11 protein-coding genes are annotated in these 12,898 nt (G+C 38.9%); 2 read left to right on the top strand and 9 right to left on the bottom strand.

The window, feature by feature from the left end:
* Positions 1-42: 42 nt before the first annotated feature.
* Positions 43-1,653 (top strand): hypothetical protein, encoded by a 1,611-nt coding sequence (locus CINF_RS05230; RefSeq protein ID WP_179974749.1) that lies wholly within the window; start codon positions 43-45, stop codon positions 1,651-1,653.
* Positions 1,654-1,783: 130 nt separating this feature from the next.
* On the opposite strand, the gene CINF_RS05225 is transcribed toward CINF_RS05230, so the two are convergent.
* The 7 genes from CINF_RS05225 to CINF_RS05195 form a co-directional block, all read right to left on the bottom strand.
* Complete coding sequence (locus tag CINF_RS05225; protein ID WP_179974748.1) at positions 1,784-2,851, bottom strand: vWA domain-containing protein; 1,068 nt, start codon at positions 2,849-2,851, stop codon at positions 1,784-1,786.
* A gap of 80 nt (positions 2,852-2,931) precedes the next feature.
* Complete coding sequence (locus tag CINF_RS05220; RefSeq protein ID WP_179974747.1) at positions 2,932-3,282, bottom strand: TIGR04076 family protein; 351 nt, start codon at positions 3,280-3,282, stop codon at positions 2,932-2,934.
* Between the two features lie 126 nt (positions 3,283-3,408).
* Positions 3,409-4,587 (bottom strand): ferritin-like domain-containing protein, encoded by a 1,179-nt coding sequence (locus tag CINF_RS05215; protein WP_179974746.1) that lies wholly within the window; start codon positions 4,585-4,587, stop codon positions 3,409-3,411.
* Between the two features lie 2 nt (positions 4,588-4,589).
* Complete coding sequence (locus CINF_RS05210) at positions 4,590-5,465, bottom strand: phosphate/phosphite/phosphonate ABC transporter substrate-binding protein (protein WP_179974745.1); 876 nt, start codon at positions 5,463-5,465, stop codon at positions 4,590-4,592.
* An 89-nt stretch (positions 5,466-5,554) separates the two neighbouring features.
* Complete coding sequence (locus tag CINF_RS05205; protein WP_179974744.1) at positions 5,555-6,673, bottom strand: acyl-CoA dehydrogenase family protein; 1,119 nt, start codon at positions 6,671-6,673, stop codon at positions 5,555-5,557.
* Between the two features lie 270 nt (positions 6,674-6,943).
* A complete protein-coding gene (locus CINF_RS05200; protein ID WP_178695357.1) occupies positions 6,944-8,326 on the bottom strand; it encodes an FAD-linked oxidase C-terminal domain-containing protein in 1,383 nt (460 codons plus the stop codon).
* Between the two features lie 13 nt (positions 8,327-8,339).
* Complete coding sequence (locus CINF_RS05195; protein WP_178695356.1) at positions 8,340-9,086, bottom strand: plasminogen-binding N-terminal domain-containing protein; 747 nt, start codon at positions 9,084-9,086, stop codon at positions 8,340-8,342.
* Between the two features lie 96 nt (positions 9,087-9,182).
* Here CINF_RS05195 and pseI point away from each other — a divergent pair, with 96 nt between their 5' ends.
* Positions 9,183-10,232 carry a pseudaminic acid synthase gene (pseI, locus tag CINF_RS05190; RefSeq protein WP_179974743.1) on the top strand — a complete coding sequence of 350 codons (1,050 nt, stop codon included), beginning with the start codon at positions 9,183-9,185 and terminating at the stop codon, positions 10,230-10,232.
* A 268-nt stretch (positions 10,233-10,500) separates the two neighbouring features.
* On the opposite strand, the gene CINF_RS05185 is transcribed toward pseI, so the two are convergent.
* Together CINF_RS05185 and CINF_RS09080 are read right to left on the bottom strand one after the other, a co-directional pair.
* Positions 10,501-12,402, bottom strand: a complete 1,902-nt coding sequence (locus tag CINF_RS05185) for a primosomal protein N' (RefSeq protein ID WP_179974742.1) — start codon at positions 12,400-12,402, stop codon at positions 10,501-10,503.
* Positions 12,403-12,441: 39 nt separating this feature from the next.
* Complete coding sequence (locus CINF_RS09080) at positions 12,442-12,897, bottom strand: type II secretion system protein (protein ID WP_179974741.1); 456 nt, start codon at positions 12,895-12,897, stop codon at positions 12,442-12,444.
* Between the last annotated feature and the right edge of the window lies 1 nt (position 12,898).

The following is a 12,898-nucleotide window of genomic DNA, read 5'->3' as shown; positions in this document are numbered from 1 at the left end:
TCGCAAGCAGGACTTAGCACAAGTAAATTAAATTTTGTAAATTTGGATAATTTTGCCCTTTGCTCATCGTGTGGCAAGGCGGAGGACAAAAACACCACAAATGACATTAAAGGTGAGTGGTTTTGTTCAAGCTTATGCGAAAAAACTGAAAATGTATGCTTGGAAATTAGCGAAGATTTAAACCCCGTGATTTTAAATGGCGAAAGCTATGAAGATTATAAAGAAAGATTTATTAAAAATCTCTCAAATACCACAAGCACAGCCGCTACAACTTTGGGTGTAGCTGAGATATGGGCGAAAAATTTTCAAACTTTACAAAATGCAGATACAGGACACGGATTTGCTGCTGAGATTATGAATAATGAGAATGATATATGGGCTGGTAAAAATGCTAAAATAGTAGGTGGCGATAACGCTTTAAATGGTGCAGATAGACTTGTGGATGGTATTGAAATACAAACTAAATATTATAAAACAGCTGCTAGAAGTGTAGGTGCTGGTTTTGATGATAAAGGCAGTGGAAATTATAGATATTATAATAAAGAGGGCAAACCTATGCAGCTTGAAGTGCCAAAAGACCAATACGAACAAGCGGTAAAAGTTATGGAAGACAAGATAAAGCAAGGCAAAGTGCCTGGCGTTACCGACCCAAAAGAAGCAAAGAATATCGTTAGAAAAGGCAGTGTAACACTCCAAGAGGCAAAAAATTATTCCAAATTTTGCACCAAAGAAAGTCTTAAATATGATGCACGAAATGGTTTCGTAGTAGCTATGGTAGCTTTTGGAGTGTCTTTTGTGGTAAATGTTAGTATTTGTTATTTTAAAGAGCGGGATTTGAAAAAGGCATTAAAAGAATCTGTAATTATAAATATAAATGCTGGTGGAAAAGCGTTTGCCATCTATATGGTTGGAGCGCAAGCACAAAAAATCCCTGCACTCAATAATTTTTTAAAACAAGTGATAAATTTTAATTTTAATGGCAATGCAGTGGGTAGGGCGTTAGCCGAAGTAGGTAAAAAAGGTGCGTCAAGTGCAAGTAAAGGAGCGGTTAATAGCGCAGCAAACAGTGCATTGCGTGGCACTATTGTAGTGGCAGCTGCGACTATGGCGGTTACTTCTAGCGTAGAGCTTGTGCAAATGATGAGAGGGCAAATCTCTGGTATGCAATGTGTGAAAAATATCGCTGTAAATGCTGGCGGTATAGCTGGTGGAACAGCTGGGGCATTAACTGGAGCGGCTGCGCTATCATTTATCCCGGGAGTTGGCACAATAATAGGCGGTTTAGCAGGCGGCTTACTCGGTGGAATGGGTGGTGGAGCTATGCTTAAAAAACTTATGGATAAATTTATAGAAGATGATTTAGCTAAAAAACAACGAGTATTTTTTGAACATATCATCACTTTAAGTGTGCTGTTTAAACTATCCAAAGAAGAGGAAGCCAAATTTTCTGCCATAGTTAATAAAATAATCCAAGATGATATGAATTTCTTTGGCAAAAAATTTGAAATCAAACAAATACTACTTTATGCAAATAGCATACTTAAACCTATCGTGGTGGCTATCGTATCTCAACGCCCTAAATTGCCAAACTATACCTTTGATAGAGATGAAGTCGTTGATGTTGCTTATGAGGTTATAAACGAAGCTTCTTAATTTGCTTGTATAAATCAGGCTTGATTTCACTAAAATTTGCTATATACAAACGCAAAATTTAGCGAAAACGCACTATAAAAAAGTGATAAAATTTGACAAAATGCAACAAATTTTATCACATAAGTCAAAATCACTCAGGGTTATCAGGGTCGTAGGCTTTGTGTGCCTTGTTGATTCTTATTTCTTTGTCGATTTTACGCATATCAAAGTCCTTGCCATCATTGCTTGTGGTAAGAATTTGCTTTTTAAAATCATAAGCATTGCTAGCCTTATGATAAGTGCCATTTGTAGCTTGGGCTAAGTCTTTTAGGTATTTTAAATCAGCCCCGATAGCAAAGGTGTGAATTTTTACAAGGTTTTGTGCCTTGTTTTTGGAGTTTTTGACTATGTTTTGATTAAGATTTTGCGTTAAAGTAAGCACCTTTTGAGAGTTTTGCATATCGCTTGGCTTAGCGTTACTGATGAGATAAATTTCCTTTGTCAAGCCATTGTCCTTTGTAAAATTTGACATAGCCTTAATCAAAGAAAGATTAAGCATTTTTGTCTGTGAGTTCTTGCTTTTTATCTTGTTTAAAGCCTTTGTAAAACTTTGCTCATCATAAAATGTGCCAAGCTCGGTTGAATTTAAGCCAGAAAAAAACACAAGCGAGATTTTAGCGTAGTTTTGTCCGTCTTTAAAGATATTTTGAGCGATAAAAGGGGCTATTTCTTTGAGTGCGGCGTTGTATTTTTGCATAGATGAGTTTGCGTTGATTACTATGGCAAGCTCTTTTGTGGGATTTGTGCCTAGTTTTATGTTAAAATCGCCGTTTTTAAAGTGCAAAATGCTAAAACTTTGCTTATCGCAAACACTTTTCACGCTCAAAGTGTCATTTTGTAGAGTGTAAGAAATGGCTCTGTCAGCACTGATAAAATTTGCATTTTCTTTTATCCCGCCTACTAAAAAATTGCCCGCAAAGCGAATGATTTTGCTTTGTTTGGAGTTTTCATCGTATTTTAAACCATCAATGCTGCTGCCATTATACACGGTAATGGTATTTGGGCTAAAAGCTGAGTGTTGATGCGCTACTTTTTCATCACAACTTGCCCCAAAGATGAGACTATAAAGCATTTGATTAAAATAATGCTCATCAATCACAATGTCATCATTTGCATAAACAAAGCAAAAGCACAAAAGACACAAGAACCACTTTTTCATTTCATCTCCTTTTGTTTTTATAAACCATTGTAACATCAAGGCATTAACCAAGTGTAAATCATTTGATTTTGTGTTTGTGATTATTTGCTTTCGTTGATGACTTTAAAGAAATTTGGCTTGTTTGTTTTGTTGGCTGTGAGTTTGAAAATCACGCAACCATCGGGGCAAACTATATCCTTGCTGAATTTGCTCTGTCCGCCTAAATTTCGCAAATCTCCGCCACTTCGCACCGCCTCCATAAGCGGAAATAGTATCATCATCATTTTCGAGCAAATGCCTTGCCCTTGTGAATTCGTGGGGCAACCATAGGTGCATTTGTAGCTGTCGCCGATTTCTTCGCCATTTCGGCAATATCCCTCAGTTTTATCGCCACGCAAAAAGCCCCTTACTTCAAGCTCAAATTCATAGTCCTCATCAAACCATTTTTTCACTTTCGTCCCTTTTATGCTTGAATTATAGCATAAATTCAATGCTAAAAATAGTATTTAAAGTCATCTTTTGGGCTTAAATGGGCGAATTTTGTAAATTTTTCGCAGAAATTAACAAAACATCAAATTTCACATAAAATTTGGTGTGTGTGCCTTGCTTAAATCCACAGCCAAATCCTCATCTATACCGCAATTAACAAGCCTTTGCGTGCGGTTTATATGCATTTTGGCTTTTAAGTTTTCAACCATTTCAAAGCCTTTTTTGTAAGCATTTGGCTCTGTGCTACCACCTGCAAATACGCTTAAAGCCTCAATCAAGAGGCTTGATTCGGCGTTTATCTCATTAAGACTATGGCGGCGAGAAAAAACGCACTCTTTTAAAAGCTCTATTTTGTGGGGATTTGATTTGATTGAATTTTTTATATGCTCTTGTCCGTAGGCAACATGACGAGCCTCATCAAGCCTAGCAAGGTATAAAAGCCTCTTTGTAGGCTCATCTTTGGCATATTCTTCTAAAAAGGCGAGCAAATCAATAAAAGTGCCTTCCCCCATAATGTGAAGCAAAAAACTTGATTTAAAATAATCTTTTTCGTTAAAAAGCGTGTAAAGACTGCGTTGAGTCGCTACGCTAGAGTGCTGGACGCCAAGCTTTGTGGCTTTTGCCCTTTTTAAAAAAGCCTCGATATGCCTTGCCTCATCGCCTATAATGCTTGCTAAAAATAGCGGCACTTCGGTGTAAAAGGGCGAAATTTGAGCCAAAAACTGACTAGGTATGTAAAGGGCCAAAAACTCATTTTCAATCAAATAAGTCATAATCTGCGCCAAAGCTTGCTCATAAGCTTGCTCATAACTTGGGATTTCATTCCACGCAATGTCTCTTGTGGCATTCCACTGCGCTTTTTTCGCCTCCTCATAAAGTTTTATAAGAGAATCGCTCCACACATTTTCCTTTGAGGATAAGTTAAAATGATACTTTGGGCTGCCTTGCTGCGTGCTAACACCACGCGGGGCAAGTCCTAGCATAGTGGGGGCTAAATTTTCCACATTTAAGGGCGTGGGCGTGAAATTTTCTTGTGAATTTTTACGCAAATAGTAGCTAAAAGCGTGTTTTAAAGGCTTTTTTTCAACAAAAATTTCGCCCTTAAAATGACACCAAGCGACTAAATCGCTTTCTAAATTGTCAAAATCGCTCAAAACCTCGATAATGTCGCCATTTTTAGCAAGTAAAAAGGCGTTTTCAAGGCGCAAAAAAAAGGCTTTGCCAAGTTCAATCTGCCCTAAATTTAGGCTTAAAATGTGTGAGTTCAAGCTTAACCTACCTTGTTTTCAAGCAAATTTTGTTCTTTCATTGCCTCATAGACCTTATGATAAGCTTCTAGCTCGCTTTTGCCAACGCGAATCCAGCGGTTTAAGCCCTCCATTGTCATCATTTTAGAAATAAGCTCTTCGTTTTTGCGTTCATTTTGGCTAAGCAACATTTGGCTAAATTTCTCGCCCAAAGCCTCGTCAAAATTTGGCAAAACAGAGAAATTACAATGACAATAACCCTCGCTAGTCCAAAAACTTTCTATCTCAGGGTAGCTGCCATTTTCTAAAATCCTAGCCCAAGTGCTTGAACCTATGCTTCCAGCATCAAGCCGTCCGCTTTTAATGCCTTCTAAAATATCATATTCACTTCTGCCTGTGTCGCCGTGCTTGCCAACATCTGAGTTATAACGAACAACGCTAAGTTCTTTTTCATTTGCCCTGCCACACTCGTTGGGTGAATTAAATTCCTTTATATCAAGGCTTATGCCCGCTCGTTTAAGATAGTAAAGTGCCATAATAGCAGCTTGTGCGCTGTCCATACTGCCAAGCCCAAAGTTTTTGCCTTGTAAATCTTTGAGTGTTTTTATCCCACTGCCCTTTTTACACACAAATTTCGTGGTGAAATTTACATCAGTATCACGCATAATGAGTGCTTTTGCTTTGTTTTGCGTGGCATAAAGCGTGCGAATCCAAGCTGTGTTGGTGTTCCACGCTATGTCAATATGAGCTTTAAGCAAGGCATCAATTTGCCTTTCATAGTTGCTAAACAGCACATAATCAAGCTTGCAACCATAATTATTCGCGTATTCTCTTATAATATCCCAAATGGGAACAACCTTAGGGTCGTAAGCAACCGCACCAAGTAAAATTGTTTTCATTTTTTATCCTTTCTTTTTTTTGTAACGATGGCTTTGAGCGAATTTCATAGGATTTAACAAACTCCCGTAAAATCTCCGCAAGATAAGCTCTATTTTACTAAGGCTTCTCCAAGCCAAATTTTAAGCACATCAAGCCCCGGTGCCATAACCTGTGAGGCGAGCGAGTCGCGCATATACCTTTCAAGTGGCAAGCGTTTTGCATAAGCTGTTCCACCGCCAAGTTTCATCGCTTGAGTGCAAGCTTCCATTACTACATTTATGGCGTGAATTCTACTTGCAAAAATCTTGCCCGCCGCATCGCTTTCATTTTCTTTAAAACTTCTTGCCGCCTCCATAGTAAGTGCGTAAGAGCTTTGAGTTTTGGTGTAAATTTCAGCCAGCTGCACTCTCACCATTTCAATGCCCGCTAAGGCTTGTCCGCTGGTGTATTTACGCTTTTTAGTATGCTCTAAAATGCACTCATAAGCAGCCTGAGCTAGCCCTGTATAAACAGCTGCTAAACCCACGACAAAATACATTACTATGGCTATGGCGTGATTGTCACCATCTCCTTCTTTGCCCAAAAGGTATTTTTCATCAACACGCACGCCGTTATACCAAACAGGCATTGAGGCATTGCCACGCATTCCAAGCCCGTCCCAAGCACTATCTTCGTGTATCATATTTGGCAAGGTTCTATCCACAAGCCAAGTGTTGTGTGCGCCTTTGATTTTGCACGAATTTGTGTTTGTCATATAAAAGTCCGCTTGTAAGGCACTTGTAACAAAACTTTTTCGTCCATTTAGCACTCTTGCGCCATTTTCTAGGCTCTCGTTAATGTCTGGTGAGCCAAAATGAGTGCCTGAACCACTTTCACTGTAAGCTAGGGCTATGGCTCGCTCGCCTTTGGCGATTTTGGGTAAAAATTCATCTTTCATCGCCGCACTGCCAAAGCTCACTATGCCCGAAGTGCCAGTGTTATGCATCATATAGCAAAGCCCTGTGGTAGCGTCTTTTCGTGCTAGTTCATAACAAACTTGCGTATGTTCAATTATGCCCAGCCCAAGCCCACCAAATTCTTTTGGCACTAAAAGTCCCATAAATCCTTGCTTTTTAAGCGCGTCATAGGCTTCTTTTGGGAAACGCCCCTCTTTATCGACACTTTCAGTGATGGGCGCAACGATTTCTTGGGCTAGTTTTCTAGCCTTTTGGATAAGTTCTTTTGACATAAAAGTCCTTTGTAATATATTTGGTGGCAATCTAACAGATTGCGATACTACAAAACACGAGAATAAAAGTAAGTAAAATTCGTGTGGTTTAACCTAAACCATTGAGTATTTTGCGATTATAGCACAAAATTTTAAGGCTAATTTAAATTAGGCAGATTTATTTAAAATTTTAAGCTGGGTTTAAATTTTAATCTATATCAGGCAAAAGATATTTAAAATTTTAATGGGTTTAAAATTTAAATCAAAGCTTAGCGTGCGCTAAGCTTTATTTCAAAGTCCCATTTTGTAGGGGTTTAAAATGTTATTTGGGTCAAAGGCTTTTTTTATGGCGCGAAACAAATTCATCTCAGCCTCGCTAAATGCGAGCTTCATAAAAGGCGCTTTACTCAGCCCTATGCCGTGTTCGCCGCTCAGCGTCCCGCCTAAATTTACCGCAAGTTTGAAAATCTCCGTTATCGCCTCGTGTCCTTTTTGCACTTGCTTTTCATCGTTTTTGTCAGGTATCATCACATTTGTATGGACATTGCCGTCCCCCGTATGCCCAAAACAAGGCACTTTAAAGCCATATTTGCTTGAAATTTGCTCTATACCCTCTAAAAGCTCAGGCAGCTTGGAGCGTGGCACGGTAATATCCTCGTTAAGTTTGAGCGTGCCGTAAATGTTAATGCTTTGCGAGCAGTTGCGCCTAGCAAACCAAATGTCAGCCGCCTCCGCCTCGTCTTTTGCCACGCGAAATTCACGCGCGTTGCAGTCTTTAAAACTCTCTTTAAGCACGGCTAAATCGCTTTCTACGCTCTCTTTGACATTGCCATCAACATCAGCGATTAAAATCGCCCCAGCGTCCGTTGGTAAGCCTTTGTGAAATTTTTGCTCCACAGCTTGTATGCTTAATCTATCCAAAAACTCCATAGACACGGGCGTTACGCCTTTTGAGAGCGTTTTATACACCGCATTCATCGCACTTTGGACGCTATCAAAAACGCCCATAGCCGTTTTTTTGAGCTTTGGCAAGGCGATGAGTTTAAGCGTGATTTCAGTAATAACAGCAAGCGAACCCTCGCTAGCGATGAGAATGCCCGCTATGTTGTAGCCTGCGACATCTTTTATCGTGCGTTTGCCCGCACGGATTAGCTCTCCGCTTGGCAAAACCGCGCGAAGTGCCATTACATAGTCCTTTGTTATGCCATATTTTGCCGCACGCATACCGCCAGCGTTTTCGCTGACATTGCCCCCAAGTGATGAATACTCCATACTTGCAGGGTCGGGCGGATAAAAAAGCCCAAATTTCGCCACTTCTTTTTGCAAGGCTGAATTTATCACGCCCGGCTGCACTCTTGCAACTAAATTTTCTAAATCAATCTCTAAAATTTTATTCATATATTTTTCAAAGCCAAGCACCAGCCCGCCATTGACAGCCAAAGCCCCGCCCGTAAAGCCTGAACCTGCGCCACGCGGAATAATGATGATTTGATGAGCGTTGCAAAATTTCAAAATCTCGCAAACATCGTTTTCATCGCGCGGAAACAGCACGCCATCGGGCAAAAAGCTCTTTCTCGTGGCATCATAGCTATACGCACGCCTGTGCGCTTCGTCAAAATAAGCGTTATCTTCGCCTAAAAGCTTTTTAAAATATGCAATATGTGCTTTATCCATAATCTAGCCTTTTTTAATTTTCATTTGCTATACCGCCATTTTCTTGGTTTAGAATTAAACGGCGGTAGTATTTGTCATAATCATTTATATGCGCGCTATCTGGCTTCCAAAATACAGTATCAATGCCATCAACTTGGGTATAAAATGGCAAATGATAGCTTGCGATTTGCCCACTTTTAAAGCTTTTAAGCACGGCAAATGATCCACAATCTACAAAAAACGCTTCTTTATCAAGTGCTACAAAAATCACGCCAGCTGCGTGCTTAGCGCAACTTTTGCGAAAATCATCTTTGCTAGGATTTGGCGTGTAATTAAAGCTTAGCTCAGCCGCTACTAAATCAGGATGGATAAAGCTAATATTTGAAAACGCTTTTAAAATTTGCTTATAAACATCGGCGTTTGGGGCGATGATTAATGCGCGGTTGTATAAAAAATTAAGCACGATTGTATCGCCACTTTTTGGGGTGAATTTAGGCAATGGCAGGGCTTTTTGCGCTAGGTTAGAATACAGCTCAAAGCGCACGGTAGCATAGCCGTTTTGCTTATGGCTTACCACAGCGCGCGCTATAATTGAGCTTAGTCCATTGCCAAAATCACGCATTACCACGCCACTTGAACCAACCACTATTTTAGCACTATCGTTTATTTGAGCTGTGTTGTCATCGTTTATTTTTAGAATATAAGTGTTATATTCGTTTAAATTAAACTCAGCGCCCATAGCAAACGCAAAAAAAATCAAGGCAAAAATCAAGCTTTTCATACTAAATCCTAAAAAAATTTGCCGATTATAGCTTAAAAGCCTTGAATTTTGCCGATTTTAGGCGATATTTTGGAGCAAATTTTAAAAAGGGTAAAAATGAAAGATATAAATTTAGCCAATAAAATCATAGGCAAAAATTCGCGCACATTCATAGTAGCCGAGCTTTCAGCTAATCACAATGGCGATATCAACCGCGCAAAAGAAATTATTAAAGAATTAGCAAAAACAAGCACAGATGCGATTAAACTACAAACATATACCCCAGATACTATCACGCTAAATAGCAAAAATGATGAGTTTATGCTCAAAAGCGGGCTTTGGGCTGGGCAAAGCTTATATGAATTATACCAAAAGGCTTATACGCCGTGGTCGTGGCAGGCCGAGCTTAAAGATTATGCAAATTCTTTGGGGCTTATTTGTTTTAGTTCGCCTTTTGATTTAAGCTCGGTGGAGTTTTTAAGCTCGCTTGATATGCCAGCGTATAAAATCGCAAGTTTTGAGATTAACGACATAGGGCTTATTAGATCTTGTGCGCTTAGTAAAAAGCCCATTATCATCTCAACAGGCATAGCAACTCTAAGCGATATCGAACTAGCCATAAAAACTTGTAAAGATGCTGGCAACGATGATATAATCTTGCTCAAATGCACTTCTGCTTATCCTAGCCCATATGATGATATGAATTTGCGCTCTATTCAAAGCTTGGAGCAAATTTTTGATTGTGTGGTGGGGCTTTCAGATCATAGTTTAGGCTCTGAGGTTGCTCTTGGCGCGGTTGCTCTTGGGGCAAAATTTATAGAAAAGCATGTAACCTTAAAAAGAAGCGATGGCGGCGAAGATAGCAAGTTTTCTATGGAGATTGCTGAGTTTGCCCAAATGGTAGAGCAAATTAGAAATTTAGAATCAGCCCTTGGTGCGCCAAAATACGATTTAACGCCAGCACAATGCCTTGCTAGGGCGTATTCTCGCTCGCTTTATATCTGTAAAGATATGAAAAAAGGCGAAATTTTCAGCGCACAAAATTTGCGCTCAGTGCGGCCAAATAACGGCTTACACACAAAATTTTATGATGAAATACTTGGCAAAAAAGCAAGCAAGGATATAAAATTTGCCACGCCACTTTCTTGGGATTTGGTTGAGTTTTAAAATTTCTTTTGATGTGGGTAAATTTTAAAATTTAAGATTTTTTTTGGTTTAGGTAAATTTTAAAATTTCTTTTTTAATGCGGGCAAATTTAAAATTTTACAATTTTAAAATTTCTTAGTTTTTAATTTTTTTTTGAATTTTGCTGAGTTTTTTAAAATTTATTTTTTAATTGTGCTTTTTATAATTTAGCCAAATTTATAAAATTTCTTTTTTAATGCGGGCAATTTAAAATTTTACAATTTTAAAATTTCATAGCGTTTATAAGCAGCTAGCTAAAAGAAAAAGGATCTATATCAGGCCAAGCGCCGTTATTTTGGGCTATTTGGCAGGCTTTGATGAGCGGGGCGGGATTTTGGGCGCGAAGTAAAATATAATTGCGGTGCATGTTGGCAATTTGCTCTATTGCCGCCTTGCCATAGCCGATGATTTCTAAATCCGCGATATTTTGAAACTCCAAAACTAGCTTATTTTGTAAGTTTTCGTTTTTGCTTTGATTATCTGTGGAGATTATGATTCTTGCTAGGCGCGAAAATGGCGGATATAGCGGGTTTCTTTGGGCTAATTCATCTTTTAAAAACTCTTCAAAATCGTTTAAATAAGGATAAAAAAAGCTTGAAAATTTGCTTTGGATTATAATTTTGCCCTCGCTAGCACGCCCTGCGCGCCCTGCAATTTGTAAAGCAAGCGCTAAGGTTTTTTCTCGCGCTCTAAAATCGCAATGAAATAAATGCTCATCAAGCCCCATAATAACGGCTAATGCGACATTATGATAATCATGGCCTTTACTTAGCATTTGCGTGCCTACTAAAATATCTATTTTTTGATCGTTGAAATTTTTTAGCAAGCTTTCTAGCTTTTTAGCCGTTGTGATCTCATCTCTATCAAACTTTGCTATTACGGCATTTGGCAGGGTTTTTTCTAGCATTAGTTTTAGTTCGCTCGTGCCTATTTTGCTAGCTTCTAGTAAATTATTGCCACATTTTTCGCAAGCTTGGGGAATAGGGCACATAAAGCCACAATAATGGCATTTGAGGGCATTTTGCTTTTTGTGGAGGCTTAAAGCCACCGAGCAAAACGGACAAATAAAACTCTGCCCGCATTCTTGGCATTTTAAGAGTTTAAAATTTGCCCTAGTTGGCAAGAAAACCACGGCTTGCTTTTTTTGCTCTAAATTTTCTTGTAAATGCGAAATAATCATCTTTGAAAGCCCAAGATTGCTTGGATCAAATAAAAAGCTTTTTTGCGAATTAAAATAAGTGCCTTTTAGGCGAAAATGCTCGTATTTATGGTAGCTTGTAGCAGATGGCGTGGCTGAGCCAAGGATTAGTTTGGGTTTTAAAAAATCTGTTTTTTGCTTTGGCGCGCACAAAAATACAGCCAAATCTCTGGTATTATAAGCTGGCGTAACCGAGCTTTTATAGCTTGGGTCGTGTTCTTCATCTACTACAATTAGCCCAAGATCGCTAAAAGGCAAAAACAAGGCCGAGCGCGCACCGCTAATTAAACGCACCTTGCCACTTATAAAATCAGCCAAAAGTTTGCGCTTTTTAGCAGGGGTGATTTTGCTATGCCATACGCCAACACTATCGCCAAAATACCGCTCCAAGCGTTTTTGCATTTGTGGGGTTAGGGCGATTTCTGGCATTAAAAGCAAGGCTTGATGGCCGTTTTTTAAAGTGTTTGCTATTGCGCTGATGTAAATTTCGCTCTTGCCACTTCCTGTATCGCCAAAAATCAAGCTAATATCGCGTTTTTGGCAAAACTCATAAGCTTGGCTTTGTAGCTGGCTAAGCTTTGGTAAGGTGATATTTTTATTTAAAATTTCAAGCTCTGGCGCGTTTTGGCAAATCAGTTGATTTTGGCTCTTTATTGCGTTTTGGCTTTGTTGCATAGGCTCAAATAACGCACTAGCAAGCCCTAGCGAGCAAGTATAATAACTAGCTATAAATAGCAAAAGCCTTTGCTGGATTGGCGTAAGAAAGCTTGGCAAGATTTCTAGGATTTGTGCTGTTTTAAAGCTTGGTTTTGTTACTTCACGCAAAATAAAGCCTAAGCTTTCTTTATTTCTTAGGCTTATTTTTACAGCATTAAAATTTGGGATTTGCGCGTTGCTATGGTAGGTGAGCGGGGCTAGATTTTTGCCATTTATAATAACTTCGTAATAATACATAAAAAAGCGTTGGTGCTAGCATTTGCTAGCACTCGGGGTTTAGTATAAGTTTGTGGTGCATTTGCCGTTTTTTAAGCTATCTTTATCAGTACCAGTATCACTACTGCTTCTTTCGGTGCATTTAAAAGAGCCATCACTATCATTATAAGTAAATTTTACTTGTTCTTTATTTGTATTTATTGTGTATGAGCCATCAGTTTCTTTTTTCCAGCCATAACTATTGTCATCTTTTCTTTGCTCGATTTTTGTGCTAAGAATTCCACCAAAGCAACAATCGCCATCTTCAAGGTCGGCAGGATATCCTTGCGTTCCGCTTAAAATCATTTCATTTCTTTTTAATTGTATGCCTGAGCGAACGGCTGCGATTTGTGATTTTGCCTTAGCTATTTCAGCATCATCTCTTGTAACGATCAGCTTAGGTATGGCAACAGTGGCTAAAATACCTAAAATAACAATAACAAAAACTAATTCTATTAGCGTAAATGCCTTTTTCATC

Source organism: Candidatus Campylobacter infans (assembly GCF_013416015.1).
Lineage (GTDB): Bacteria > Campylobacterota > Campylobacteria > Campylobacterales > Campylobacteraceae > Campylobacter > Campylobacter infans.
This window is presented reverse-complemented; position numbering and strand designations above follow the sequence as displayed.

Coding starts and splice junctions, on each gene's coding strand:
- CINF_RS05195 (WP_178695356.1), bottom strand. CDS start 9,086: ATGAAAAGCTTGATTTTTGCCTTGATTTTTTTTGCGTTTGCTATGGGC.
- CINF_RS05185 (WP_179974742.1), bottom strand. CDS start 12,402: ATGTATTATTACGAAGTTATTATAAATGGCAAAAATCTAGCCCCGCTC.
- CINF_RS05210 (WP_179974745.1), bottom strand. CDS start 5,465: ATGAAAACAATTTTACTTGGTGCGGTTGCTTACGACCCTAAGGTTGTT.
- CINF_RS05205 (WP_179974744.1), bottom strand. CDS start 6,673: ATGTCAAAAGAACTTATCCAAAAGGCTAGAAAACTAGCCCAAGAAATC.
- CINF_RS05225 (WP_179974748.1), bottom strand. CDS start 2,851: ATGAAAAAGTGGTTCTTGTGTCTTTTGTGCTTTTGCTTTGTTTATGCA.
- pseI (WP_179974743.1), top strand. CDS start 9,183: ATGAAAGATATAAATTTAGCCAATAAAATCATAGGCAAAAATTCGCGC.
- CINF_RS05200 (WP_178695357.1), bottom strand. CDS start 8,326: ATGGATAAAGCACATATTGCATATTTTAAAAAGCTTTTAGGCGAAGAT.
- CINF_RS09080 (WP_179974741.1), bottom strand. CDS start 12,897: ATGAAAAAGGCATTTACGCTAATAGAATTAGTTTTTGTTATTGTTATT.